The 26,625-nt window shown below is 28.6% G+C and carries 27 protein-coding genes; all 27 read right to left on the reverse strand.

The genetic code is table 11. From position 1 onward, the window contains the following. Positions 1-219: 219 nt before the first annotated feature. The 27 genes from NSA23_RS01260 to NSA23_RS01385 all read right to left on the reverse strand — a co-directional run bounded on the left by NSA23_RS01260 (position 220) and on the right by NSA23_RS01385 (position 26,624). On the reverse strand, positions 220-4,512 hold the full coding sequence (locus NSA23_RS01260; protein WP_075052119.1) for a PolC-type DNA polymerase III: 4,293 nt from the start codon (positions 4,510-4,512) through the stop codon (positions 220-222). 141 nt (positions 4,513-4,653) lie between these two features. Further along, positions 4,654-5,703 carry a flavodoxin-dependent (E)-4-hydroxy-3-methylbut-2-enyl-diphosphate synthase gene (gene ispG / locus NSA23_RS01265; protein WP_257490057.1) on the reverse strand — a complete coding sequence of 350 codons (1,050 nt, stop codon included), beginning with the start codon at positions 5,701-5,703 and terminating at the stop codon, positions 4,654-4,656. 31 nt (positions 5,704-5,734) lie between these two features. Further along, positions 5,735-6,742 (reverse strand): RIP metalloprotease RseP, encoded by a 1,008-nt coding sequence (gene rseP / locus NSA23_RS01270; RefSeq protein ID WP_050069805.1) that lies wholly within the window; start codon positions 6,740-6,742, stop codon positions 5,735-5,737. A 22-nt stretch (positions 6,743-6,764) separates the two neighbouring features. Beyond that, a complete protein-coding gene (locus tag NSA23_RS01275; RefSeq protein WP_050069804.1) occupies positions 6,765-7,544 on the reverse strand; it encodes a phosphatidate cytidylyltransferase in 780 nt (259 codons plus the stop codon). Then, a complete protein-coding gene (locus NSA23_RS01280) occupies positions 7,545-8,294 on the reverse strand; it encodes an isoprenyl transferase (protein ID WP_042681776.1) in 750 nt (249 codons plus the stop codon). Between the two features lie 81 nt (positions 8,295-8,375). Further along, entirely contained in the window at positions 8,376-8,933 is a 558-nt protein-coding gene (gene frr, locus NSA23_RS01285) for a ribosome recycling factor (RefSeq protein ID WP_042681774.1), read from the reverse strand. Between the two features lie 4 nt (positions 8,934-8,937). Further along, entirely contained in the window at positions 8,938-9,654 is a 717-nt protein-coding gene (gene pyrH / locus NSA23_RS01290; protein ID WP_042681771.1) for a UMP kinase, read from the reverse strand. 102 nt (positions 9,655-9,756) lie between these two features. Then, positions 9,757-10,404: a translation elongation factor Ts gene (gene tsf, locus NSA23_RS01295; RefSeq protein ID WP_042681769.1), complete on the reverse strand. Its 648-nt coding sequence runs from the start codon at positions 10,402-10,404 to the stop codon at positions 9,757-9,759. Positions 10,405-10,485: 81 nt separating this feature from the next. Further along, the gene (gene rpsB, locus NSA23_RS01300) at positions 10,486-11,193 is read right to left on the reverse strand and encodes a 30S ribosomal protein S2 (RefSeq protein WP_042681767.1); all 708 of its coding nucleotides are present in this window, start codon (positions 11,191-11,193) and stop codon (positions 10,486-10,488) included. A gap of 150 nt (positions 11,194-11,343) precedes the next feature. Then, positions 11,344-11,769 carry a DUF6115 domain-containing protein gene (locus NSA23_RS01305; RefSeq protein WP_042681764.1) on the reverse strand — a complete coding sequence of 142 codons (426 nt, stop codon included), beginning with the start codon at positions 11,767-11,769 and terminating at the stop codon, positions 11,344-11,346. Positions 11,770-11,781: 12 nt separating this feature from the next. Further along, a complete protein-coding gene (locus NSA23_RS01310) occupies positions 11,782-12,078 on the reverse strand; it encodes a hypothetical protein (RefSeq protein WP_147524989.1) in 297 nt (98 codons plus the stop codon). Between the two features lie 16 nt (positions 12,079-12,094). Further along, positions 12,095-13,471 carry a DUF342 domain-containing protein gene (locus NSA23_RS01315; RefSeq protein WP_042681759.1) on the reverse strand — a complete coding sequence of 459 codons (1,377 nt, stop codon included), beginning with the start codon at positions 13,469-13,471 and terminating at the stop codon, positions 12,095-12,097. Positions 13,472-13,488: 17 nt separating this feature from the next. Further along, a complete protein-coding gene (locus tag NSA23_RS01320) occupies positions 13,489-14,235 on the reverse strand; it encodes a FliA/WhiG family RNA polymerase sigma factor (protein WP_042681758.1) in 747 nt (248 codons plus the stop codon). Positions 14,236-14,259: 24 nt separating this feature from the next. Then, entirely contained in the window at positions 14,260-14,742 is a 483-nt protein-coding gene (locus NSA23_RS01325) for a chemotaxis protein CheD (RefSeq protein WP_042681756.1), read from the reverse strand. 1 nt (position 14,743) lies between these two features. Further along, complete coding sequence (locus NSA23_RS01330; RefSeq protein ID WP_042681754.1) at positions 14,744-15,358, reverse strand: chemotaxis protein CheC; 615 nt, start codon at positions 15,356-15,358, stop codon at positions 14,744-14,746. Positions 15,359-15,371: 13 nt separating this feature from the next. Beyond that, positions 15,372-15,821, reverse strand: coding sequence for a chemotaxis protein CheW (locus tag NSA23_RS01335; RefSeq protein ID WP_042681752.1), 450 nt, complete (start codon positions 15,819-15,821; stop codon positions 15,372-15,374). Positions 15,822-15,835: 14 nt separating this feature from the next. After that, positions 15,836-17,806, reverse strand: coding sequence for a chemotaxis protein CheA (locus tag NSA23_RS01340; protein ID WP_042681749.1), 1,971 nt, complete (start codon positions 17,804-17,806; stop codon positions 15,836-15,838). Continuing rightward, positions 17,806-18,861 carry a protein-glutamate methylesterase/protein-glutamine glutaminase gene (locus NSA23_RS01345; RefSeq protein WP_042681747.1) on the reverse strand — a complete coding sequence of 352 codons (1,056 nt, stop codon included), beginning with the start codon at positions 18,859-18,861 and terminating at the stop codon, positions 17,806-17,808. Before NSA23_RS01345 ends, NSA23_RS01340 begins: the two co-directional genes overlap by 1 nt. Before the next feature lie 37 nt (positions 18,862-18,898). Continuing rightward, a complete protein-coding gene (locus NSA23_RS16675) occupies positions 18,899-19,054 on the reverse strand; it encodes a flagellar brake domain-containing protein (protein ID WP_147524988.1) in 156 nt (51 codons plus the stop codon). Between the two features lie 111 nt (positions 19,055-19,165). Beyond that, positions 19,166-20,062: a MinD/ParA family protein gene (locus NSA23_RS01350; RefSeq protein ID WP_042681745.1), complete on the reverse strand. Its 897-nt coding sequence runs from the start codon at positions 20,060-20,062 to the stop codon at positions 19,166-19,168. Position 20,063: 1 nt separating this feature from the next. Further along, positions 20,064-21,146: a flagellar biosynthesis protein FlhF gene (locus tag NSA23_RS01355; protein ID WP_042681743.1), complete on the reverse strand. Its 1,083-nt coding sequence runs from the start codon at positions 21,144-21,146 to the stop codon at positions 20,064-20,066. A 1-nt stretch (position 21,147) separates the two neighbouring features. Further along, the gene (gene flhA, locus NSA23_RS01360) at positions 21,148-23,175 is read right to left on the reverse strand and encodes a flagellar biosynthesis protein FlhA (protein WP_042681741.1); all 2,028 of its coding nucleotides are present in this window, start codon (positions 23,173-23,175) and stop codon (positions 21,148-21,150) included. Between the two features lie 13 nt (positions 23,176-23,188). After that, positions 23,189-24,277, reverse strand: a complete 1,089-nt coding sequence (flhB, locus tag NSA23_RS01365) for a flagellar biosynthesis protein FlhB (RefSeq protein ID WP_042681739.1) — start codon at positions 24,275-24,277, stop codon at positions 23,189-23,191. 16 nt (positions 24,278-24,293) lie between these two features. Continuing rightward, positions 24,294-25,067: a flagellar biosynthetic protein FliR gene (gene fliR / locus NSA23_RS01370; RefSeq protein WP_042681736.1), complete on the reverse strand. Its 774-nt coding sequence runs from the start codon at positions 25,065-25,067 to the stop codon at positions 24,294-24,296. Positions 25,068-25,081: 14 nt separating this feature from the next. Beyond that, positions 25,082-25,351: a flagellar biosynthesis protein FliQ gene (gene fliQ / locus NSA23_RS01375; protein ID WP_042681734.1), complete on the reverse strand. Its 270-nt coding sequence runs from the start codon at positions 25,349-25,351 to the stop codon at positions 25,082-25,084. A gap of 15 nt (positions 25,352-25,366) precedes the next feature. Continuing rightward, on the reverse strand, positions 25,367-26,131 hold the full coding sequence (fliP, locus tag NSA23_RS01380) for a flagellar type III secretion system pore protein FliP (protein WP_246119203.1): 765 nt from the start codon (positions 26,129-26,131) through the stop codon (positions 25,367-25,369). Next, a complete protein-coding gene (locus tag NSA23_RS01385; protein ID WP_042681732.1) occupies positions 26,109-26,624 on the reverse strand; it encodes a flagellar biosynthetic protein FliO in 516 nt (171 codons plus the stop codon). The genes fliP and NSA23_RS01385 overlap by 23 nt, the downstream gene beginning before the upstream one ends. Position 26,625: the final 1 nt, after the last annotated feature.

Consider the following 26,625-nt stretch of genomic DNA (forward strand, 5'->3'; position numbering starts at 1 on the left):
TTCACCTCCATGATTTTCATTTACTTATATCACTTGTATATATTTTTTAACTAAATATTGATACATGAATATAAGGCTTAATCCTATTTTTTCATAAATATATTTATTTATACTTATTGTTTTTAGTTTAAATAAAGTAAAGAGTGGGCACTCCCACTCTTTACTTTATCAGGTATCATAAGTATTGTCACTAATATTATAACATCTTCAGATAAAAAATCAAATATTAAATAAATCAAGCTGATTGCTCTCTGGCATTCCTACAAGACATTTATGCCTTTTTAACGCTTCAACTACTGTCTTACCCACCTTAGCTCTATTCATAAAATCTTCTACGGAAATAAACTCTCCTGCTTTTCTTTCAATAGCTATATTTTTTGCAGCAGTTTGACCAACACCTTGTAAACATTTTAAAGGTGGAATAATTCCTTCATCTCCTATTAAAAATTTGTCACTATCAGATTTGTACAAATCAACTCTTTCAAACTTATATCCTCTTGAATACATTTCAAGAGCCACTTCAAGAACAGTCAAAAGATTTTTTTCTTTTGCAGTTATTTCTTGAGATGATTCAATTTCTTCTATTTTGTTTTTAACTGTAGACATCCCCTCAAGTATTAAATCTGCATCAAAATCACTAGCTTTAGTTGTAAAATAAGTTGCATAAAAAGCTTCTGGATAATATACCTTAAAATAGGCAATTCTAAAAGACATCATAACATAAGCTACAGCATGTGCTTTTGGAAACATATACTTTATCTTCTTACAAGATTCTATATACCAATTAGGGATATTCATATCTCTCATATACTTCTCATCTTCTTCAGTTAGTCCCTTGCCCTTTCTAACCTTTTCCATAATCTTGAATGATCTTTTCTTATCTAAACCTTCATAAATTAAAAATAACATAATATCATCTCTAGTAGAAATAACATCACTAAATTCGGCTATTTTATTTTTAACTATTAATTGAGCATTATTCAGCCATACATCCGTTCCATGGGAAAGTCCACTAATTTGAACTAGCTCTGAAAAGGTGTTTGGTTTTGTATCTACAAGCATTTGTCTTACGAATCTAGTACCAAACTCTGGTATTCCCAATGTTCCTACATCTGTATTTATATCATCTTTAGTAATACCTAATGATTCAGTACTAGTAAATAATTTCATAGTTTCCTTATCATCTAATGATATACTTTCAGGTTTAACACCTGTTATATCTTCTAACATTTTAATTATTGTAGGAACGTCATGTCCTAATATGTCTAATTTTAATATCCTTCCACTAATAGAATTATAATCAAAATGAGTGGTTATTACTCCAGAACTCTTATCATCTGCTGGATATTGTACCGGAGTAAAGTCATATATATCTTTATATTTTGGCACTATCATGACTCCTCCTGGATGCTGTCCAGATGTTCTCTTTACTCCAGTCAATCCTTTAACTAGTCTATTTATTTCTGCTGGGTGCACATATTCATCTTTTTCATCAAAATATTTTTTAACAAAGCCATAAGCTGTTTTTTCTGCAATAGTACCTATAGTTCCTGCTCTAAATACATAGCCTTCACCAAATAATTCTTCCGTATATCTATGGGCTATAGGTTGATATTCTCCTGCAAAATTTAAATCTATATCTGGTTCTTTATCTCCTTCGAAACCTAAGAAAACTTCAAAAGGTATATCATGACCATCTTTTTTAAGTTCAGTATTACATTTTGGACATTTCTTATCTGGCAAATCTATTCCTGAACCTACAGAACCATCCTCAAAAAAATAACTATATTGACATTTTGGACATACATAATGAGGAACTAATGGATTAACTTCAGTAATTCCACTCATAGTTGCAACAAAAGAAGAACCTACAGAACCTCTGGAACCTACTAAATAACCATCTTCTAAAGATTTCCACACTAATTTTTGTGCTATTATATACATAACAGCATAACCATTTTTAATAATAGAGTTTAATTCCTTGTCCAATCTTTTCTTCACTATATCAGGCAACGGATTACCGTATATTTCCATAGCCCTATTGTGAGTAATAGACTTTAATTGATCTTCTGCACCTTCGATCTCTGGTGGAAATGTTCCATCTGGAATCGGAATTATTTCTTCACATATATTAGCAATATAATTAGTATTATCTATTACTACTTCATTTGCTTTTTCCTCTCCCAAATAATTAAATTCTTCCAACATTTCATTTGTAGTCCTAAAATAAAGAGGTGGTTGATTATCTGCATCTGAAAAGCCTTGCCCATTCATTAATATTCTTCTATAGATTTCATCTTCTCTTTTTAAGAAATGTACATCTCCTGTAGCAACAACAGGTTTTTCATATTTTTCTCCTAGACTAACTATCTTTTTATTAATATCCTTCAGTTCTTCTATATTCTTAACCATACCATTTCTCACTAAATGCAGATTATTGCCTATAGGTTGTATTTCTAAATAATCATAGAAATTAACAATATCTCTAATTTGATTATTATCACTTCTATTTAATATACTTTTGTAAAGTTCTCCTGCTTCACAAGCACTTCCCAATATAAGTCCTTCTCTATATTTTGTTAATAAAGATTTAGGTATTCTGGGTTTTCTATAAAAATAATTTAAATGAGACTCAGAAATTATTTTATAAAGATTTTTTAATCCTGTATAATTTTTTACTAATATAATTATATGATATGTCTGACCTTTGTAAGCATTTTTAGTATCCTGCAATTTAGTATTAATTTCATATAATTTAGTAATTCCTTTTCTATCTAAAATCTCTAAACATTTCAAAAAGATATCAGCAGTAGCTTCAGCATCATCTACTGCTCTATGGTGATTTTCTAAGCTTACATTTAAATACTTAGCTACAGTGTTAAGCCTATGACTTTTCAATTGTGGAAATAGACTTCGTGTTAATTCTAAAGTATCTAAAACTGGGTTTTTTATTTCCATATCTATACGAGAATAGTTTTCTCTCATAAATCCTACATCAAAAGAGGCATTATGCGCAACTAAAACAGTTCCTTCAATGAATTTATAAAATTCAGGAAGTACTTTCTCTATAGTAGGTTGATTACTAACCATTTCATCAGTTATTCCAGTCAACTTTATTATTTTTTCTGGTATAGGCCTTTCAGGATTTATTAATTGACTAAATCTATCAATTACTTTTCCACCCTTTATCTTAACTGCACCTATTTCTGTAACCTTATCATTTATTGGGGAAAATCCTGTAGTCTCTATATCAAATACTACATATTCACAATCTATATCTTCATTTTTATAATTTCTAACTATAGAACCAATATCATTAACAAGATAGCCTTCAACTCCATATATAATTTTTAAATCATATTTTTTACTAGCTTCCATTCCTTCTGGAAAGCCTTGGACTACCCCATGATCTGTAATAGCAATGGCATTGTGCCCCCAATCCTTGGCTTGCTTAGCCAGCTCAGAAAACTTAGTCAAACCGTCCATAGCACTCATTTGAGTATGTAAATGAAGTTCTACTCTTTTCTTACTTGAATTATCCTCTCTTCTAGGCCTTTCTATTATATTTAAACTTCTTAGCATTAAAACAGTACTTCTTGAATAATTATCATATACTACTTCTCCTCTAACCCTAACATATTTCCCTTCTTTTACATAATATTCAAATTCATCTTTATCCTTCTTTTTTAAAAAAGCTTTTACTGTAATAGAATTTGTGAAATCAGTAATATTGAAAATATATAAAGTTTTCCCACCTCTAATTTCTCTAGATTCTGTATCAAATATTTTTCCTTCTAAAGTCACAACACCAGAATTTACATTTATATTTTTTATATCTAATATGTCATCACCAGTTTTTCCACCATATTTATATAAATAGTCTTGTTCAAATTGTTTTCTAGTCGATTCTTTTCCATTCTGTTCATAATTTGTTGATTCTAAAACATTCTTAGATAAATTTTTTTCTTCTTCTTTCTTTTGAACAAAAAAATCTTCTTTATTTACATCATTTTTTATATTATTAGAATCTATACTAACTTTAATTTTAATATTAAACTCGTTGTATATCTTTTTTTCTATTTCTTTTTCTATCCCATTTTTCTTTAAAGTATATAGAGATATTCCATTTTCAGAAGTCAATATAAGTGTGTTTTCTATTATTTGCCATCTTATATCATTTATCCATGCATTGCTAGAGGGTACTTTTTTTCTTATTAAATAAACAATATTAGACCAATAGTCTTCTAATATATACTGGAAATCACTTTCTTTAATACTATAACTAATATGAATATATACTTCATTAAAATCATGAAATTTTTTATTTAAATATTCTTTTAAAATATTTATTTCTTTCTCTTTAACTAATTTTTGAGACATTAATTTTAAAAAAATGCTTTTGTCTTTTACATCTAATAAAACTTCGGTTATATAAGCTTCATTTAAATTTTCTAAATTTAAATGAAGCTTATTCTTTGTCAATATACTATCTAATCTATTTTGATTATTCATATGTTAAAAAGAAGCCCCCTTAATTAATACTTTTGAAAGATTTCAATATTCATTGATGAAAGCTAATCTAATTTGTATCTAAAATCTTCATAATATTATATATTTCCCTGGTTACTATAATTTATTTATATAACTAGATAATTAAATAGTTTTGATTTCTTTTATTAGCTCGTCCAACAATTTTTCTTCACTAACCTTTTTTACTATTTTTCCTTTTTTGAAAATTAGTCCATAACCTTTACCACCAGCTATTCCAATATCTGCTTCCTTAGCTTCACCAGGCCCATTTACTGGGCAGCCCATAATAGCCACCTTAATAAGTTTATCTATATTTTCAAGTTTATCTTGTGCCTCTTTAACTAATTTAAATAAATTTATTTGAGTTCTTCCACAAGTAGGACAAGATATTATCTGGACTCCATCTTCCAGCAAATCTAAAGACTTCAATATCTCTTTTCCTACTCTAACTTCTTCTACTGGATTGCCTGTTAATGATACTCTTATAGTATCTCCAACTCCCATTGCCAACAGTGCTCCTATACCTACAGAAGATTTTACAGTTCCATTCCATACAGGGCCAGCCTCTGTAATACCTAAGTGAAATGGATAGTCTACATATTCAGCCATCTTTAAATAGGATTTAATTGTCAAAGGTACATCAGTAGCCTTTAAAGATATTTTTATATTTGTATAATTCATATCTTCTAAAATTCGTATATGTTCTAAAGCACTATACACTATAGAATCTTCATTAACACCGCCGTATTTTTCTAAAGCTTTTTTGCTTATAGAACCAGAGTTAACTCCAATTCTAATAGGTATATTCTTTTCTTGACATGATTTTACAACTTCTTTTACTCTAGTCTTAGAACCAATATTCCCTGGGTTTATTCTTAAACCATCAATACCATTTTTAACGGATTCTATAGCTAATCTATAATCAAACTGTATATCTCCAATAATTGGAATATTGGTTTTCTTTTTTATCTTGGTGATTGCCTTTGCTGCTTCCATATCAGGAATAGCTATTCTTACAATATCACATTTTGCCTTTTCAAGTTCTATAATTTGATTAATTGTAGATTCTACGTCTCTAGTATCTGTATTTGTCATAGACTGAATAGATATTTGACTATCTCCACCAATATAGACATTACCAACTTTTAAAATATTAGTTTTTCTTCTATTCATTTTCTCACCCTCTTAACAATTAACATTAAAACTATCCAAAAAATTTAACTATATCAGAATAGGTAACATAAATCATTAATATTATAAGTAAAACAAATCCTACAAAATGTATAAAGCCTTCTTTTTCTGGATCCAGAGGCTCACCTCTAAATAACTCAATTAGCATAAATAATATTCTGCCTCCATCTAAAGCTGGAATTGGTAAAAGGTTGAAAAAACCTAGATTTACACTTATAAGCCCAGTTATGTATAGAATATTCATAAATCCATACTTAGCTGCCTGACCTACAGTATAAATAACTCCTACTGGTCCAGACAAACTTCCCTTTTTAATTTCACCAGTAACAAGCATTCTAAAGAACTCAAACATAGCACCTAGTATTTCACCTGTTTTTTCTACTCCACCTTTTACTGCAGAAGTAAAACTCTTATTAGTTTTGGTAGTTATGCCGATGAGATATCTTCCAGTTTCTTTATCAAACTTTGGTTTTAATGTAAAGCTCTTTTTTTCCGAACCTCTTAATACAATAATTTCTATATCTTTTTTAGGTTCCACATTATTTATTTCTTTTATCACATTATTCCAGCTATTTATTTCTTTATTATTTACATTTATAATTTTATCCCCAGGTTCTAAACCTGCCTTATATGCTGGTGTATCTACTATTACTTCATCTATTACAGTAGTAGGCATACCCATTACATAAGAAATAATCCCAAATACAATTATAGCTAAAATGAAATTCATAATAGCTCCTGCAACTACCACCAAAATTCTAGAACCTATTGGCTTTTTATTAAAACTATTTGGATCATCAGAAGATTCATCTTCACCTTCCATTTTTACATATCCGCCTATAGGTAAGGCCCTTATAGAATACTCTGTTTCACCTTTTGTTTTATGAAATATTCTAGGTCCCATACCTATAGCAAATTCATGTACTTTTATCCCTACCATTTTTGCTGTAATAAAATGTCCAAACTCATGAAACATTATTACCATCATGAATACAAATACTGCCGCTAATGCTGTAATCAATTGATACACCACCTATCCTTTTTTAAAATATAAAATACTTTACAAAATAATATACTACTGGAGCTGTAAAAAGTATACTATCAAATCTATCTAATACACCTCCATGACCTGGTATTATATATCCAAAATCTTTAATGCCAGTAATCCTTTTTATCTTTGAAGCTGTTAAATCACCAATTTGTGCCATAATAGATGCTATAATTGACAATAATATATTTCCCCGTAAAGAAGCTAAATTAAAATATTTTGAAAAAATTACAATCAATAAGACACTACCTATGATTCCACCTATAGAACCTTCAACTGTTTTATTAGGACTTAAATTAGGACAAAGCTTTTTCTTTCCAAATAAATTTCCTGCTATATATGCAAATGTATCAGTTCCCCAAGCGATAATGAATATAAACCATATATATATGCTCTTATCCAAATAAGTTATGTGAAATATTAAAAAAGGAATATATAAAAGTCCTAATAATGTTATTCCTACGTCTTGTATACTAAAATTTTTTTTCAATATTAACAAAATTAATATTGCTATTAAGATAATAAAAATAAGGAAATTTAAGCTTAACCACTGGGATTTAATATTATTTATAAATAGACCAATAGAAAAAATATAGCCTAGAGTTTTTATAGGATTGAATCCTTTCATATTTGTAGCATTGTAAAACTCATATACTCCAACAAAAGATACAAGCATAATACCAATATTTAGTATTAGACCACCTTTTGATGCTATTAATACTAATAATATGATTCCAATTAGCCCACTTATGCTTCTAATGATTAACTCTTTCACTTAAATTCCTCCATATCTTCTATCTCTTTTTTGATAATCTATGATAGCTTGATAGAAATGTTCCTCTCTAAAATCAGGCCAATAAATATTAGAAAACCAAAACTCTGTATATGCTATTTGATATAATAAAAAATTACTTATTCTTAATTCTCCACTAGGTCTTATTAATAAATCTGGGTCTGGTTGTTTTTTAGTATAAAGATATTTTTCAAAAGTATTAGCATCTAAATCTTCTATATTCATTTTACCCATTTTTATATCTTTTAAAATATTTTTTGTAGCTACAATTATTTCATCTCTTCCACCATAGTTTAATCCAATGTTTAAAATCATCCTACTATTGTTCTTAGTTTTTTCCATGGCATCTTCCACTTCTTTTCTTTGTAAAGATGGTAATTTAGATATATCCCCCAGAGCCTTAATTTTTATATTATTTTTATGCAATCTTTCAATTTCTGATCTTAAATACTGAACTAATAATTTCATAAGCCCATCTATTTCTTGTTCTGGTCTTTTCCAATTTTCAGTAGAAAAAGCATATAGAGATAGATGTTTTATTCCTAATCTTGCAGACACTTCAACAATCTCTTTAACTCTTTCCATGCCTTCCTTATGCCCAGCTGTTCTTGGCAAAAATCTTTTTTTCGCCCATCTTCCATTTCCGTCCATAATAATAGCTATATGTTTAGGTAAATTATTTTCATCAATTTGTTCTTTCAAATCTTTAATTATTCTTTGTCTATTTTTCATATTTATTACCTCCGAAAGCTTCTAGACTTGCAAACCCCCCTCCAATATGGAAGGGGGGTTTGTGAACTTTTAAATACTTTATTAGACTTCCATTAACTCTTGCTCTTTTTTTTCAGTCAATTTATCTATTTCCTCTATATATTTATCAGTAATATTTTGAGCTTCATTTTCTGCTTGTTTTTTTTCATCTTCACTTATATCTTTATTTTTTTCCATCTTCTTTAATTTATCATTTAATTCTCTTCTAGTATTTCTGATAGCAATTTTTGCTTCTTCTGCATTTTTACCTACAAGCTTTACTAAATCTTTCCTTCTTTCTTCTGTTAATTGTGGAATAGGGAGTCTAATTAATTTTCCATCATTGGAAGGGTTTAATCCTAAATCAGAGGTCAATATTGATTTTTCAATTTGAGGAATAGTATTAGCATCCCAAGGTTGTATAACTAAAAGCCTTGGTTCAGGAGTTGAAATACTTGCTAGTTGATTTAATGGAGTTAACACCCCATAATAATCCACATTTATTTTATCCAATAATGCAGGATTTGCCCTTCCAGCTCTAATACCTAATAATTCATCTTTGTATACATTAACAGTCTTTTTCATTTTGTCTTCAGCTTCTTTATGAACATCCAAATACATATATTTAATCCTCCTTTATCACTGTACCAATTTTTTTACCTAAAACAACATCTATAATGTTATCTGGGCTATCAATACCAAATACAATTAGAGGAATTTTATTATCCATACATAGAGATGTAGCCGTAGAGTCCATTACTCCTAGTCCTAGGTTTAATACATCTATGTATTTTAAATTATCAAATTTTTTAGCAGATATATTCAATTTAGGATCAGAATCATATACTCCATCAACACCTTTTTTTGCAAGTAACATTACATTAGCTTCGATTTCTGCTGCTCTTAAAGCTGCTGCAGTATCAGTTGTAAAATATGGGTTTCCTGAACCGGCCGCAAATATAACTACCCTGCCCTTTTCCAAATGTCTTATAGCTCTTCTTCTAATATAAGGTTCTGCAATCTGTCTCATCTCTATAGCAGTTTGAACTCTTGTTATAACTCCTATCTCTTCTAATGCATCTTGCAATGCCAATGCATTTATAACAGTACCTAACATACCCATATAATCAGACGTAGTTCGGTCCATTCCTTTACTACTTCTTCCTCTCCAGAAATTGCCTCCTCCTACTACTATAGCAACCTCTACACCTATGTCATTTAATTTTTTAATCTCATTAGAAATCCTTGTAATTGTGTTTTCATCGATACCAAAGCCCTTTTCTCCTGATAATGCTTCTCCACTTAATTTTAAAACTATCCTTTTATATTTTGCTTTAGTCATGGTAACACTCCCTATTCTATATATTTCTACATTTAAATCACTTTTCCTTCTCATATATCGATTTTATTTAAATGGAGAACACTATAATGTTCTCCATTTAAATTAATTATTCATTTGTTTTGCAACTTCTTCAGCAAAATCTTCTTCTCTTTTTTCTAAACCCTCTCCAACTTCAAATCTTGCAAATCTTCTTATTTTAATATTTTCTCCAATAGTTGTTATTTTTTCATTTAGAAGATCCTTAACCTTAACATTTGGATCTTTAATAAAAGCTTGCTCTAATAAACAAATTCTTTCATAAAATTTACCAAGTCTTCCTTCTACTATTTTTTCTGCAACATGTTCTGGCTTGCCTTCATTTACAACTTGATGAATTAGTATTTCTCTTTCTTTTTGAACTTCTTCTTCTGGTACATCTTCTTTTGAAATATATTTTGGATTTGCTGCTGCAACTTGCATTGCCATATCATGAACAAAATCTTGGAAATCTTTATTTTTGGCTACAAAATCTGTTTCTGTATTCACTTCTATTAAAACTCCAATTCTACCATTGTGTATATATGAATCAACTAGACCTTCTGCAGCTATTCTACTAGCTTTTTTAGCAGCTTTTGATAGACCTTTTTCTCTTAATAGTTCTATTGATTTATCTATATCTCCACCAGTTTCTTCTAAGGCTTTTTTGCAGTCCATCATGCCTACACCTGTTCTCTCTCTTAATTCTTTTACTAATGCCGCTGATACAGCCATATTATACCTCCTCATCTTATTAATTAAAAAGGTAAGAGTAGTAAGGGAAAACTCCCTTATATGACCCTTACCATTTAGTATTTACTCTTCAGTTTCTTCTATTTGTTCTCCTTGTCTACCTTCAATTACTGCATCTGCCATAGTTCCTGTAAGCAATTTTACAGCTCTGATAGCATCATCATTTCCTGGAATCACATAATCTATTTCATCAGGATCACAGTTAGTATCAACTATTGCCACAACAGGTATACCTAAAATCTTTGCTTCATTTACTGCAATTCTTTCCTTTCTTGGATCTACAACAAATAATACATCTGGAAGACCACCCATGTCTTGAATTCCGCCTAGGAATTTTTCTAATCTTTCAGCTTCATGTTTAAGTTGCATTACTTCTTTTTTAGGCAGCACTTCAAAAATACCTTCTTCTTCCATTTCTTTTAACTCGCTAAGCCTATCAATTCTCTTTTTTATGGTTTTATAGTTAGTCAACATTCCACCTAACCATCTTTGATTTACATAATACATACCACATCTTTTAGCTTCAGCTTCAATAGCTTCTTGAGCTTGTTTCTTTGTTCCTACAAATAGTATTTTTCCACCATCTTCAGATACTTCTTTAATAAATTCATAAGCTTCTTCTACTTTACTAACTGTTTTTTGTAGATCAATAATATATATTCCATTTCTTTCTGTGAATATATATTCTGCCATTTTAGGATTCCATCTTCTAGTTTGATGTCCAAAATGAACACCAGCTTCTAAAAGACCTTTCATAGTAACAACTGACATATAATTTCACCTCCTAGTTTTATTCCTCCATTCCCTTCATTTCTTTAAAGGACCTTATTCGGCACTGCTTTAAAAATCAGAGAATGTGTGTAATCACTCTAGTAGTATAACATAGAGTTTTTAATTATTCAACATATATTTATTGTCTTATTATATTTTTGTATTATTTGTATTAACCTTTAGAATTATATCGATTTCCCTTATTCCTTTATTTAGCTTTTTTGCTATTTCTTCATTGGTTAATCCTATTTTTTTTAATTCTAATATTTTATCTATTTGACTCTTTTCTGTTAAATAATTTTTGCTTTCAAATAAATTATTTTTTTTATTTGATATAGATTGCTTTTCTTTATTTTTATCTTCTAATGTATTTTCTATATTAGATATAGATAAATCCACTAATTCCTCAAATTCTTCCATTATCTCCATGGACTTATTATTATATTTTTTAATCTCTAAATACATTTCTTCAATATAATTATACTTTTCGTCTTTTTCTTTTTCTATTTTTAAAATATATATAAAAGAAATTATAACTAGTATTATTCCTATAAATAATAAAACTATATATATCATAATAACTCCTTATCATATTTTAATATCTATTTCATTTCCTATATAAGATTTTTTCTTATCTTTTTTATTCTTTTTCTTCTCTTTTCTCGAATCATTGTGTTTTTTCTTTTTCTCCTTATCATTTATATTTAACATTCTGCTTTTTTCTGAATCTCTAACCCTATTTAGATCCTTTTTAATCTTATCTTGTTTATAAACAAAGTCTTGTTGCATTTGAATTTCATTTCTTTTATTTTCTATTTGTTTAACTTGAGATAGCTCTTGAGTCTTTGACACTAAAGTAGTATAATCTACAGGTCTAATTGTCATTTTTTCCACCATCCCCTTAATAAGGAGCGATTTTTATTTCACCTTCCTCCTTATAAAATGTACAATTCTTTAATTCTTCCCTAACAAACATTGTACTATCCCCTATTACAATCTTAACTCCCGGATATACAGTTCCTTCAACTTTTATACATCCTTCAGATATATCTTTCATCATAGATTTTACAGCAGTATATTCTTTATTTATTTTATTTAGTTTCATTTCTAAGACCCTTCTAGTGTTTTCCAATTTCTTATATAGCTGCTTTTTTTCTTCATTTATTTTATTAGAATTAACTAGTTTTTCTAATGTAAATAAAGATTTCTCAACTTTACTTATATTAGACTTAGTTGTGGAAATCTCTTCTGCTAAATTATTACTTTTAATTTTATATTCTGGCTCAACCCCTACTTCTAGAATAGTTGAAGTTGCCATCCTAGAACCTACTGTTTTAGCCCTTATTTCTTTTCTTGCTCTGCATATTCCTCCTACTAATAGACCTCTTTTCCCAATTATATCTACTGAATTATTACAAATTACTTCACTATGCATTATTGCCTCTGCCACTAAATTTCTCTTACAAAATATATTAGAATTTTCTATAAACTTTGTTACTATATTTCCCATACTAGATATTTCACCACTATTGCATCCCTGTATACCTTGTCTAACTGAAATATCACCAGTACACTCTATATCAGCACCTTCAACTACACCTAAAATTTCAATATCTCCATCAGCCTTTACTTTAAATCCATTTATTACATTGCCTTTAACTATTATTGAACCATTAAAATCTATATTTCCAGTAGAATTGTCAACAGAAGAAACCTCTAAAACTTCTAAAACATTTAATTTATTATCTACTAGCTTTACTTGACCATCATGAGTTGAAACTAAATAAAGTCCTTTTCCAGCTGTCTTAACATTTTTTCCACATTTAAAAAATGGAGTTTTCCCTTGTCTATAAGGAATTTTTTCTCCTGTAACCTTTAATCCTTCTTTTCCTCCAGAAGGTAATATTATTTTAGCTAATATATCTCCTTCACTAACATTATTAACTAAATCCAGCTCTCTGTAGTCTACAGTGCCATCTTCATTTATTTTAGGCATCAGTTTTTTATTTTTATCAAAATAATATTTAACATAACCATCTTTTTCGTTTATTGGATAAACTCCTTCTGCAATACAAACTCTCTCCTTGTATATTTTATTATCTATCATATCTTTTATTATGTCACTTTTTAGTCCTAATTTTATTTTTTCTTTAATAATAGATATAGTATTATTAAAATCAAAATTTAAATCTTTATCGTCAGAAATTAATGTTAAATATCCTTCTAAGCCATTTCTACTCACTTCCACAAATATTTTTTCTTCAAAACCATATTTCACTAAAATCCCCCTCCAGCTTAATTGGATTTTATCCCTTTTCTTATTAAATAATTTTTAATTTTTAATATTGACTTACTATGTATCTGTGAAATTCTTGACTCGGATAATTCTAAAATATATCCAATCTCTTTATAAGTTAATTCATCATAATAGTAAAGCGAAATTACTAACTGCTCTTTATTAGGTAAATTTTCTATGGCCTTTATTAATATTTCTTTTATTTCCTTTTTTTCTATAATATCTTCTGGAGTATCTTCTCTGCTTTTCACATCAATTACCCCTTCATTATTTGCTTTTAAAGTATCTTCTAGAGAAATTACATTAAAAGTAGAAATATCTGCTAACAATTCTTCTATTTCCTCTATGCTCATATTCATATGTTTTGCTAATTCAGCATTTGATGGAGAATATCCTAATTTATTTTCTAGCTCCATCATTGCCCTCTGCACATCTTTTGATTTTTTTCTTAAAGATCTCGGTATCCAATCCAATTTTCTTACATTATCAATTATTGTCCCTCTTATCCGAATTTGAGCATAGGTTTCAAATTTAATATTCTTGCTTAGATCAAATCTTTCTATGCTATCTATTAGGCCTAAAATACCATAACCTATCAAATCTTCAAAATCAACTTTACTACCATAGAAATTATACATCCTTCCAGCTACAATTTTTACTAAGGGAATGTATTCAATAATTAATTTCTCTTTCACTTTTTTGTCATTAGTTTCTTCATACTCTTTCCATAATTCTCCAATAACCATAGGTATACCTCCTACTAGGAAAAACTAGATGATTTTTATACCATGTCCTATCGTTTTAACTAATAAAGAACCATCTTCTGCATTTAATTCTATAGTTCTTCCATAGTTACCACCAGTATCTTCGCTAACAACAGGAATTTTTAGTTCCTTTAATTTTTCTTTTGTAGCTATCACATTTCTTTCTCCAATTTTTAAAATATTACTCTTGGAATTAAAAGAAAACATTTGTGCACCTCCTGCAATTTTAGCTACTAAAAAATTTTTATTTGCTCCTATTAAGAGCATTTTTTCTACTAAAAGTTCAATTCCCGTATCAGCAAATTTAGCCTTATTGCTATTGTTTTTTATTTCTTTACTAGAGGGTAGCATTATATGTGCTAGCCCTGCAATATTAGATTTTTTATCAAACAAAGTTATTCCTACACAGGAACCAAGCCCCAATGTAGTTAATATTCCTGGTGATTCTATAGCTTTCAAATCTGCCATACCTACTTTTATAGCATCCATTTCAACATACTCCTAAACTTTTTAATAATTTTTCAAACGAATCTATTTCAGGAATCATAAATAAATTTCCAGTTACTTTATTATTTCCCTCTTGAAAATAGGTTTCAATAAGAAGCACATAGTCCGCAATATATCCATATTGAATGGCAGGGACACTCAAAATAGCTCCAGCCATATCTGTAGCCAAAGATGGAATAGATATAGCTACATTTAAACCAGTTAGAGTACTTAGTGAACTTATATATGATGAAGCTAAAATATTACCTAGTTCAGATAAAGCTGAAATATCCATTTCATCCAAATTTAAGGTTTTATTTTCTCTATCCAACAAAATATTAGTTAAATTTTTTGCGGATTTCAAATCTAGAACAAACATTATATTTCCTACTATTTCTCCAGTCATTTCAAAATAAATTCCTACTACAGGAGCTTCTTCTCCTCCAAGAATATTAGGAACTTCTTTAAAATCTAATATTTTAACTTTCGGAACATCCATATCTACTTTTTTAGATATCATAGTTGCCAAAGCAGTTGCTGCATTGCCAGAACCTATATTTCCCAGCTCTTTCAATACATCAATCTTAATATCATTGATATCATTGGTATTTAATGCCATATTAACACCCCATCTAATCCAGATCTAAAAGCCTATCCAAATCCAATAATATAATTAATCTCTCATTATCCTTTCCTATACCCTTTATATACTCTCTCATCTTTTTATTTTCCGTAGCTGGTGGCTTGTCTATGTTTTTATTATCAATTTCTAAGACCTCTGAAGATAAGTCAACTACAAGTCCTACTACTACTTCCTTAGACTTTACAATAATTATTCTTGTATCCTTATCATTTTCCTTAAATTCTAAATTTAATTTTTTCCTTAAATCTACAACTGGAATAACTTCTCCTCTTAAATTAACTACTCCTACAATATATACAGGAGCATTAGGAACCCTAGTACAATCTTGGAACTTTTCAATAGAAAGAACATTATTTATACCTAAACCAAAGTATTCGTTATCTAATTTAAATAACACGTATTTATTTTCTAAGTCCTTATTCTCAGTATTCAAAACCATTTAGCTTCTCCTTCCTAAAATAATGTATTTACATCTAATATTAAAGAAATCTTTCCATTGCCAAGTATAGTAGCACCTGCCAAATATTTTATATTGGATAAAAATCTTCCCAAAGGCTTAATTACTATTTCCTGTTGGCCTATTAAATCATTTACAATTAAGCCTGCTTGTCTATCTCCTTTTTTTACAACTACTACTGTTAATTCGTCCATTTCACTTTCTTTTATTCCCATCAAACGGTTTAATCTAACAATAGGCAATGTTTTATCTCTATATAGTATAATTTCCTCATCTTGAATTTTTCTAATTTTCTCTCTATCTATACTAGTTATTTCTGAAATTGAACTTAATGGAATAGCATATATTTCTTTACCAAGTTTCACTAATAGAGCTTGTATAATAGCTAAAGTTAAAGGTATTCTTATTATAAAGCAAGTTCCCTTTCCTTTATTGGTTTCAATTTCTATAGATCCATTTATAGCCTCAATCTTACTCTTTACTACATCTAATCCAACTCCTCTTCCTGAAACATCTGATACTGTATCTGATGTACTGAATCCAGCTTTAAATAATAATTGTATTAATTCATTTTTATTTAATTTTTCTGCCTCAGCCTCAGTTATTAATTCTTTTTCTATAGCTTTTTTCTTTATTATCTCTTCATCTATTCCTCCTCCATCATCTTCCACTTCAACAACTACATTATTTCCATCAGGATAAGCTTTTAACTTTACAGTACCCGCTCTGTCCTTTCCTATTTCAGTTCTTTCATCTGGATGCTCTATTCCATGATCTATAGAGTTTCTTATAAGATGGATTAACGGATCTCCAATTTCATCAATAACAGTTCTATCAACTTCTGTTTCTTCTCCTGACATTTCCAAGTTTATTTCTTTATTTAATTCCTTAGATAAATCTCTCACCATCCTTGGAAATCTATTAAATACCCTTTCAATAGGTACCATTCTAACTTTCATTACTGCATCATGAAGATTTGTAGTAATCCTTTCCAAATACTCTATTGCTTCATTCATATCTTCCTTGCTAGTTGTTCCACTCATATCTTCCATTCTAGTTTTTATTATTATTAATTCACTTACTAAATTCATTAAAGTATCTAATCTATCAATATCCACTCTAACTGTTTTGCCAACTCTATTTGCTTTTTTCCCATTATTAGTAGTAGGTTTTTTTACATTTTTTTTATCTTTTTTCTTTTTAATATTTTTCTTATTATCTTTACTTATTTCAATATCTTCTACATTAACCTCATCTATTTCAGATATATTTAATATTTCTTCTTTTACCTTATTTTTCTCATATTTTGTTATAATAACTAAGGAAAATTCCAATTCAAATTTTTCATCTTCAATGTCTTCAACACTAGGATTTGAATATATTATTTCAGAAAAATTTTCTACAGTATTAAATATGATGAAAGCTCTGGCAGACTTTAACATACAATCGTCATTTAATTTTATAGATATATCATAAGGATTTAAACCCTTTTCCCTAGCTTCTTTGACTGCATTTGCAATATATTGATCATATTTCTTTGGTTTTTTATACTTTTTTTCTTCGTCCTTTAATTCTTCATCTTTATTAAGTATTTTCTTCAATTCTTCTATTAGTTCTAAATGTTCATTGTCATCTTCTTCTTCATTTTCACTTACATAATCTACAGAAATCTCTAATGCATCAAGACATTTAAACAATATATCTACTATATTTGTATTTATACTAATCTCATCACTTCTAATCGCCTGTAATACATCTTCCATGTCATGAGTTAAATTTGCCATATTATTAAATCCCATAGTACCAGCCATACCTTTCAATGTATGGGATATTCTAAAAATCTCATTTAGTAATTTCTCATTCTCTGTATCTTTTTCCAAACTTAATAGAATATCATTCATATCCTGTAAATGTTCTTTAGATTCTTCCACAAATATATTTAAATATTGATTAATATCTAAATCCATTACTGCACCCCCGCTCTTTTAATAATTTCATTTCCAAATTTATCTAATGGCAATACTAAGTCTATATTTCCCGTATCTATTGCAGACCTAGGCATACCAAATACTATAGATGTCTTCTCATCTTGTGCCATAGTATAGCCACCTTTGTTTTTAATTTGACTAATACCCTTACTTCCATCTGAACCCATTCCAGTTAAAACTATTCCTATTTTATTTATTCCATTAAGTTTTGAAACTGAATTCATTAGTATATCTGCTGAAGGTCTTAATCCAGATATAGGCTCTTCTTTATTTAATTTAATAAAAAACTCATTTCCCTGTTGATATATATTCATATGAAAATCTCCAGGAGCAATATAACAATATCCTCTTTTTAGTTTTTCACTATCTTCACCTTCTTTTACTTTTATTTGAGAAATAGAATTCAATCTAATAGCTAATGATTTAGTAAAACCAGCAGGCATATGTTGGACAACTACTATAGTTCCATTAATATTGTAAGGTAATTTAGGTATAACTTCCTGTAAAGCCTTAGGTCCTCCTGTAGAAGTAGCAATTGCAATAATATTATCATAAGGATTATCAGTATTATATTTTCCTTTATTTTCATCTTCTTCAAATAACTTAATCTGCTCAAAAGTCCTTTGTTTCTCATCTATCCTAATTTTAGAAGCTATTTTAACTTTTCTAATTAATTTATTTTTTTCAGAAATACTTCCTATACTAAAAATATTTTTAGGTTTTGTCACAAAATCAACTGCTCCAATATCTAATGCTTTAAGAGTTAAATCAGCCCCTTTAACCGTTAAACTACTTAACATGACTACAGGTATTTTATGGTTTCTTACAATTTCCTTTAATGTGGATATTCCATCCATTATAGGCATTTCAATATCTAATGTTATTACATCTGGTTTAAGGGATAAAATTTTTTCTATTGCATCTTTTCCATTTCTAGCAGTTCCTACAACTTTAATTTCTTGATCTTCTTCTAATATATCTATAACTATTTTTCTTATAAGAGCTGAATCATCTACAACTAATACCTTTATCACTTATATCATTCCTTTTTCTCTTAAAATCCTCTCTTTTTCAATAGATACCTTTATGTTTTCTATCAGTTATTTTTGCTCCAAACATATATTTTCTTTTGTTTTCCTGCATGCAAGCAATTTTAATTATATCCCCACTATATAATGGTATTTTAGAACCCTTTTTAATAGGTCTAATAATTAGATATATCATCATCTAATATATCTAACACTTGGCCAGAATAGCTAATTTCTTACTCATTTCTAGTTTTCAATATTTCTATCCTATGACCAGTGTTAAATAGAACTTTATTTTATTCCATATGTTCTAGCCACCTTCTCCTAAGAAAAATTCTCGGAGTCTTTGAGAGAAGCTTGTGGTTTTTATTTTTTTAAATTCCTTTTCACTTATATTAGTAAATCTTGAAGCAATTATTTTTATTTTTCTAGATACAGAACAATTAGGATTGTCCAATACAAAAGGCCTTTGATTTTTTACTGCATTTCCAACAATAAAACTTTTATTCAAATAACCTAAAAATTCAATATCTCTCTTTAAAAATCTGTTAGATGCAATATTTAATTTATTATAAACTTCTTCTGCCTCCTTCCTACTTTCAACCATATTTATGAACATTTTAATATCCCCCATATAATCACAGGTAATTATTGCTTTTAAAAGAGCATATCCATCCATTAATGAAGTAGGATCTGGAGTAGTTACTAAAACCAACTCATCCGCTAATAGTAAAAACTTAATTACATTTTGAGATATTCCAGCACCAGTATCTATTATTATAAAATCATATTGGTTTTCAATTTTTTCTATTTCCTTTATAAATGTCTCTAAATTTTCACCACTCAATAAATTTAACTCTTTTAATCCAGAACCTCCAGATATTATTTTAATTCCACTTGGTCCTTCAGCCATTATTTCAGATATACTTTTTCCCTTTAAAAACATATCTGAAATAGTATATTTTAAATATGTTCCAGAAATAACATCTACATTAGCTAGCCCTAGATCCCCATCTATTATAACTACTTTATAACCTAATATTGCCAAAGATATGGCTAAATTTACAGTGAAATTAGTTTTCCCAACTCCACCTTTTCCACTAGTAACTGCAATAAATTTTGATTCATTATCTTCTATTCTATCAATATCATTTCTATCTAAATGTCTATGCATAATTTCCCTTAGTCTCTCCGCTTGATCAGCCATACTAATTCTCTCCAATCAAATATTTTACTACTTTATCTACATCTGCTATCTCTATATCATCTGGTACATCTTGTCCAGTCGTAAAATAAGATAATGGCTTATCTATACAAAACTTTGTATTTAATATATTTCCATATCCGTTAACTTCATCTAATTTTGTAAATATAATTTTATAATCCTCTACAAAATCATATTTATTTAAAATAGATTTTAATGTAACAAAGTCTGTAACTGCACTTAAGACTAAGTATATTTCCTTATTGTTTACACTATCTAAAAGTTTTCTAATTTCTTTCATTTGAAAATTATCTTTATGACTTCTTCCTGCAGTATCAACTAGTATAATATCTTTCGCTTTAAACTCAGCCATAGCCTTGTATATTTCTTCTGAATTATAAATAACCTTAACAGGTAGACCTAATATTTCACTATAAATTTTCAATTGTTCTACAGCTGCTATTCTATAAGTGTCGGCTGTAATAAGTCCTATATCATAACTCCCATCAATTACTAGATTAGCTGCTATTTTAGCTAAAGTTGTAGTTTTTCCTACTCCTGTAGGTCCTATGAAAAATATAGTTTTTGGAAAGCTCTCTATGTCTATGGGTTCAATATTTCCAAGGGATTCTTTTAAGTTAAATCCAATAATTTTCTTAATTTCATCTTCACTTTTTCCATTAATATTTATTTGCTCATCTATTCTTTTCAATATATTAGTGGCAATATTATAATTAACACCATTATTCACTAATACCTTCCTATACTTTTCTAACTTTGTATTAAATACCTGTCCCCCATTATTTACTTGCGTAGCCATACTTTCAACTAAATTTCCAAGCCTTTTTAATTCATTATTTATGTTATTTGCATGGTTAATGCTTTCTTTTTTTTCTATTATGGTGGATTTTTTATAATTTCTATCGCTAGCCGCAATAATCTCAACTGATGGCTTTTTTAAAAAACCTAAAAACCCTTTCTGCTTCACTGTTCTAGTATTTAATATTACAGCTTCAGGACCTAAATCTTCTTTTAGCTTCATTAGAGCATCTTTTGTATTTTCTCCTATATATTTTTTTACCTTCATTTTAAATGTTCACCATCCCTAAAGATTGAACTTCCACAGAAGGTTCAATCTCATTGTATGATAATACAACTAAATCTCTAGTAACTTGTTCTGTAAGTCTTTTAAAATACAATCGAACTATAGGAGCAGTTAATATAATTGGTTGTTCTCCAATAGAAGTCAAATTCTTAACTGATTTTAAAGTAGAGCTAAGTACCTTTTGTGCAGTATTGGGTTCCATTGATAGATAAGATCCTGTTTCATTTTTACTTATTGAATTCATTATGAGTTCTTCTACTTCACTGTCAAGAGTTATAACATTTATTCTGCTATTCATTACATATTTATTGGTTATATACCCTGATAATTTCTGTCTTACATATTCAGTTAGTAAATCTGTATCTTTGGTGATAGTACCATAATCCGCTAAAGTTTCTAATATAGTGACCATATCTCTAATACTTATTTGTTCTCTAAGCAAATTGGAAAGTATTTTTTGAATGTCTCCTATAGATAAAATTTTAGGAACCAATTCTTCTACAACTGCTGGATAGTCTTCCTTTACATTATCAATTAATAATTTCACATCCTGCCTACCTATCAGTTCATGAGCTCTTTCCTTAATTATTTCAGTTAAATGGGTGGCTATAACAGAAGGTGGATCCACTACAGTATAGCCTAAAACTTCTGCTTTCTCCCTTTCCCTATCTGTTATCCATTTAGCTGGCAATCCAAAAGCAGGTTCGACAGTGTCAATCCCTTCTATTTCTTCATCTACCATTCCAGGATTCATAGCTAAATAGTGATCAAATAAAACTTCTCCTCTGGTTACCTCCACACCTTTAATTTTAACTATATACTCATTTGGATTTAATTGGATATTGTCTCTAAGTCTTACTATAGGGACTACTAGTCCTAGTTCCATAGCTATCTGTCTTCTAATCATAACTATTCTATCTAAAAGATCTCCTCCTTGATTAGCATCAGCAAGAGGAATAAGCCCATATCCAAATTCTAATTCTATATCATCTATTTTTAATAATGACATAACATTCTCGGGTTTTCTTAACTCATCTGCCTCAGTTTCTTCAACAATTTCATCTTCTTCAACTTCTTTAATTTCTTTCTTCATAGAATATCCAGAAAACACAAATAACGCTGCTAATATAATATATGCAATAGTTGGTAATGGAGTAAATACACCTAAAAATATAAGTACTCCTCCTATAACAAACATTAACTTAGGATCATTTCCAAATAGTTGATTGATTAAATCTTGTCCTAAGTTTGACTCTGAAGCAGCTCTTGTAACTACTAATCCTGTTGAAGTAGATATAAGTAGTGCTGGTATCTGACTTACAAGTCCATCTCCTACTGTCAAAAGTGTATATTTAGATAAGGCTTCTTTAAAGGGCATTCCTTTAGAAACCATTCCTATAATAAATCCTGCTCCAATATTTATAAAGGTTATAATTAAACCTGCAACTGCATCTCCCTTTACAAATTTACTGGCTCCGTCCATAGCACCATAAAAATCAGAATATTTTTGTACTTTTTTTCTTCTATCTCTAGCTTCCTCTTCCGTTATAAGTCCTGAATTCAAATCAGCATCAATAGCCATTTGCTTTCCTGGCATTGCATCTAAAGTAAATCTAGCTGCTACTTCTGCCACTCTTTCTGCTCCTTTAGTAATAACTATAAATTGTACTATAACTATAATTAAAAATACTATAAATCCTACTACAATATCTCCTTGTATAACAAACTGACCAAAGGTCTCAATTACTCTTCCAGCATCTCCATCTTTTAAAATACTTCTAGTTGTCGAAATATTAAGAGCCAATCTATAAACCGTAGATATTAATAATAAAGATGGAAAAATCGAAATTTCCAATACATCTTTAGTATACATGGATATTAATAATAATAATAATGATAAAGAAATATTTAAACTTAAAAGTATATCTAATGTCCATGTAGGTACTGGTATAATAATTATAATAACCATTGCAATTATTCCTATAGCTACAACAAGATCGCCAAATTTCATTCTAAATATCCCCCTAAAACTCATCTTTTAAACTATATACATAAGCCAATACTTCTGCCACTGCTTCATATAATTCTTCAGGTATAATATCCCCTATTTCTACTGTCTTGTAAATAGCCCTAGCTAGTGGCTTGTTTTCTACAATAGGGATAGAGTTTTCTTTTCCTTTCTTCTTTATATTTTCAGCTATAATATTTTCTCCCTTAGCCAATAAAATAGGAGCAAAATATGATTCCTGATCATATTTTAAAGCAATTGCAATATGAGTTGGATTTGTAATAATAACATCTGCCTTTGGAACATCTTGCATCATCCTAGTAAATGCCATTTTCTTTTGCTTTTCTCTTATCTTAGATTTTATCAATGGATCTCCCTCTGTTTGCTTAAATTCTTCTTTTATCTCTTCTTTGCTCATCATCAGATTCTTTTCATAACTTCTCCATTGATATAAATAGTCCAATAAGGATACAAATAATAATACTCCTAATATTTTCATTCCAAATTTAAAAGATAGATTTGAAAAATTTTCTAATATTTTAATAGGTTCCATACTAGGTAAATTTATTAAGATTCCAACTCTTTTTCTTATAAAAGAATAAGCTACATATCCTATTAACAATATTTTAACTATAGACTTTGCTAATTCAACAAATGCTTTTTTTGAAAAAATTCTTTTAAAACCTTCTATTGGATTAATTCTACTTAATTTAGGTTTTAAAGGTTTTGTTGTAAATAAAAATCCTATTTGTATATAATTAATTAATATGCCAGCAAAAGAAGCTGCTATTAAAACTGGAGCAGAAGTTTTTAAAAAAATGACTACTATAGATAAAAATCTAATTCTAATATTATCATAGGTAAAGAAATTATCTAAGTTTTCAAAAGATGAATATAAATATTTCATTAAATCTGTTAAATTTTTGAAAATCAATTTTCCAAACGTATTGAAAACTAGAAAAGAGATAAGTAAAATAAATACAGAACTTATTTCTCTGCTTTGAAATACTTGACCTTCTTCTCTAGCATCTTTACGTTTTTTGGGTGTAGCCTTTTCTGTCTTTTCTGCATCTGCAAAGAGTTGTAATTGTATTTTAAATTCCATTTAAATCCTTCCTTAATTAAGGGCCTTTTAAAAAAGTATATATTTCTTTAAACATATCTTTAAATACATGGCCTGTAAGCACATTAAATATTGGTATTGTAGCAGCTATAATCAGCATACCTGCTATAATTTTCAATGGTAACCCTACAACAAATACATTCATTTGAGGAATAGTTCTTGATAAAATACCCAGAAGTATATCTGTAAGAAGTATTATCACAACTATTGGGCTAGCTATCTTAAATCCTAAACTAAAAGTATTAGCTAAAATATCTACTAATTGTTTTGTAGTAGCCTCTCCTATATCAAAACCACCTATAGGAATATATTTATAACTATCTACTAAAGCTTTTATAATGAAATGATGCCCATTAATAGATAAGAAAATTAACAATGCTAATATATAATAAAAATTTCCCATAACTGGTATTTGTATTTTATTTTGAGGATCTATTACATTCACCATTCCAAATCCAATTTCCATATCAACTATTTGACCTAAAATGTAAAAAACACTAAAGAAAACATAGCTTATATATCCAATTATTATTCCTACCATTAACTCTTTAACTATTAATACTATAAGATTTCCATTAGCTTGTCCTAAATATTCAATACCTAAATTTAAAGTCAGAAGTAATGAAAATATAAGCGAAAACCCTGTTTTAAATATATTAGGTATATTTTGAGAGCTAAAGAGAGGTGAAAAAAGAAATATCCCTGAAGCCCTAATAAATACTAATAAAAATAATTCGTAGCTATCAGCTAAAAAATTAAACATATTTTCCATTTTATACACCTATTCTACTGTAAGTATAAATTAATATTTGTTAGTAAAGTTTCTGTAAATTCTGTTACCGCTTTTAAAATCCAAGGTCCAAATATTATTATAGATAATAATACTGCAATTATTTTAGGTACAAAAGCTAAAGTAGCTTCCTGTATCTGAGTTACAGCTTGAAAAATACTAACTATTAATCCTACAATTAAACTAAAACCCAACATCGGTGCCGATACTATTAAAATAGTTTTGATAGCTTCTTGGGCTATCTTTAAAACATCTCCTTCATTCATAATTAATCACCTCAACTATTTAAAACCAGTAACTAAGGATTTTGCTATTAAACTCCACCCGTCAACCAAAATAAATAAAAGTATTTTAAAAGGTAAAGAGATAATTACAGGTGGCAACATCATCATTCCCATAGACATTAATGTACTAGAAACTACCATATCAATTACTAGAAAAGGTATATATATTATAAAACCAATTTGAAATGCAGTCTTTAATTCGCTTATTATAAAAGCAGGAATAAGGACTCTACTAGGTATCTCTTCTAACTTTTTTACATCTTTTAACTTTCCTATATCCATAAATAATCCTAAGTCCTTATCCCTAGTTTGTTTAAACATAAACTCTCTTATAGGTTCCATAGTCTTTTTATATGCTATCTCTTGATCAATTTCTTCTCTAAGAAAAGGTTGTATAGCTTCACTATTAATTTTACTGCCAACTGGAGCCATTATAAAGAAAGTTAAAAACAAAGCTAATCCAATTAACACCTGGTTTGGAGGTGTTTGCTGAAGACCTAAAGCATTTCTTATAAAAGACAATACTATTATAATTCTAGTAAAGCTAGTCATCATTATAAGTATAGATGGTGCTAGTGTAAGTACTGTAAGTAATAATAATATTTGTATAGAAGCTACATAGTCATGTGGATTTTCTACATCATCAATTTTAATTGTTTTCCCCAAAAAAGGTGATTCTGATTGAGCATATATTGTATTAGAAAAAAACAATATCAAAATTAATAATATGATGGCATTTTTAATCACTCTCTTCATTTTCATCTTCATTCCCATCTATTTTTCTATTAATAAATTTAAATCTATTTAGCATTTTCTTAAGTTCATTTTCGAAGCTATTTGCTATTTCCTTTCTTTCAATGTTTTCTTCTAAATATTTGCTAAAATCTTTGCTTTCCCTACTACTTGAATAGAAAGACTCTATTTCCATCTTATCTATAAGGGCTGTCCCATTATTATTCATGGATATAATATAAATATAATTATTTATATTAATAATCACTATCCTATTATTAGATCCCAAGTTAATAGAGTCAACAACTTCCATATATTTACTATTAAAAAATGTTTTTGACCTTTTGGCCAGAAACTTTGTTCCATAGAATGTAATAAACAATACCAATATAAGCAAAATAACATACATTATGATCTTTAAAAGCAAATTACCATAATGAAGATTATTTTCATTAATATTTGCTGCAAAAGCTATATCTGGAAATAAACAAATTAGAAATACTATTAAGGAACTTTTTCCCATC

This window comes from Anaerosalibacter massiliensis (assembly GCF_024623155.1).
GTDB classification, from domain to species: domain Bacteria; phylum Bacillota; class Clostridia; order Tissierellales; family Sporanaerobacteraceae; genus Anaerosalibacter; species Anaerosalibacter massiliensis.

What these genes read in the sequence shown, in the direction of transcription:
- NSA23_RS01260 (WP_075052119.1), bottom strand. Translation starts at nt 4,512, where the DNA reads ATGAATAATCAAAATAGATTAGATAGTATATTGACAAAGAATAAGCTT.
- ispG (WP_257490057.1), bottom strand. Translation starts at nt 5,703, where the DNA reads ATGAATAGAAGAAAAACTAATATTTTAAAAGTTGGTAATGTCTATATT.
- NSA23_RS01280 (WP_042681776.1), bottom strand. Translation starts at nt 8,294, where the DNA reads ATGAAAAATAGACAAAGAATAATTAAAGATTTGAAAGAACAAATTGAT.
- frr (WP_042681774.1), bottom strand. Translation starts at nt 8,933, where the DNA reads ATGTATTTGGATGTTCATAAAGAAGCTGAAGACAAAATGAAAAAGACT.
- pyrH (WP_042681771.1), bottom strand. Translation starts at nt 9,654, where the DNA reads ATGACTAAAGCAAAATATAAAAGGATAGTTTTAAAATTAAGTGGAGAA.
- tsf (WP_042681769.1), bottom strand. Translation starts at nt 10,404, where the DNA reads ATGGCTGTATCAGCGGCATTAGTAAAAGAATTAAGAGAGAGAACAGGT.
- rpsB (WP_042681767.1), bottom strand. Translation starts at nt 11,193, where the DNA reads ATGTCAGTTGTTACTATGAAAGGTCTTTTAGAAGCTGGTGTTCATTTT.
- NSA23_RS01305 (WP_042681764.1), bottom strand. Translation starts at nt 11,769, where the DNA reads ATGATATATATAGTTTTATTATTTATAGGAATAATACTAGTTATAATT.
- NSA23_RS01310 (WP_147524989.1), bottom strand. Translation starts at nt 12,078, where the DNA reads ATGACAATTAGACCTGTAGATTATACTACTTTAGTGTCAAAGACTCAA.
- NSA23_RS01320 (WP_042681758.1), bottom strand. Translation starts at nt 14,235, where the DNA reads ATGGTTATTGGAGAATTATGGAAAGAGTATGAAGAAACTAATGACAAA.
- NSA23_RS01325 (WP_042681756.1), bottom strand. Translation starts at nt 14,742, where the DNA reads ATGGATGCTATAAAAGTAGGTATGGCAGATTTGAAAGCTATAGAATCA.
- NSA23_RS01330 (WP_042681754.1), bottom strand. Translation starts at nt 15,358, where the DNA reads ATGGCATTAAATACCAATGATATCAATGATATTAAGATTGATGTATTG.
- NSA23_RS01335 (WP_042681752.1), bottom strand. Translation starts at nt 15,821, where the DNA reads ATGGTTTTGAATACTGAGAATAAGGACTTAGAAAATAAATACGTGTTA.
- NSA23_RS01340 (WP_042681749.1), bottom strand. Translation starts at nt 17,806, where the DNA reads ATGGATTTAGATATTAATCAATATTTAAATATATTTGTGGAAGAATCT.
- NSA23_RS16675 (WP_147524988.1), bottom strand. Translation starts at nt 19,054, where the DNA reads ATGATGATATATCTAATTATTAGACCTATTAAAAAGGGTTCTAAAATA.
- NSA23_RS01350 (WP_042681745.1), bottom strand. Translation starts at nt 20,062, where the DNA reads ATGGCTGATCAAGCGGAGAGACTAAGGGAAATTATGCATAGACATTTA.
- NSA23_RS01355 (WP_042681743.1), bottom strand. Translation starts at nt 21,146, where the DNA reads ATGAAGGTAAAAAAATATATAGGAGAAAATACAAAAGATGCTCTAATG.
- flhA (WP_042681741.1), bottom strand. Translation starts at nt 23,175, where the DNA reads ATGAAATTTGGCGATCTTGTTGTAGCTATAGGAATAATTGCAATGGTT.
- flhB (WP_042681739.1), bottom strand. Translation starts at nt 24,277, where the DNA reads ATGGAATTTAAAATACAATTACAACTCTTTGCAGATGCAGAAAAGACA.
- fliR (WP_042681736.1), bottom strand. Translation starts at nt 25,067, where the DNA reads ATGGAAAATATGTTTAATTTTTTAGCTGATAGCTACGAATTATTTTTA.
- fliQ (WP_042681734.1), bottom strand. Translation starts at nt 25,351, where the DNA reads ATGAATGAAGGAGATGTTTTAAAGATAGCCCAAGAAGCTATCAAAACT.
- fliP (WP_246119203.1), bottom strand. Translation starts at nt 26,131, where the DNA reads ATGAAAATGAAGAGAGTGATTAAAAATGCCATCATATTATTAATTTTG.
- NSA23_RS01385 (WP_042681732.1), bottom strand. Translation starts at nt 26,624, where the DNA reads ATGGGAAAAAGTTCCTTAATAGTATTTCTAATTTGTTTATTTCCAGAT.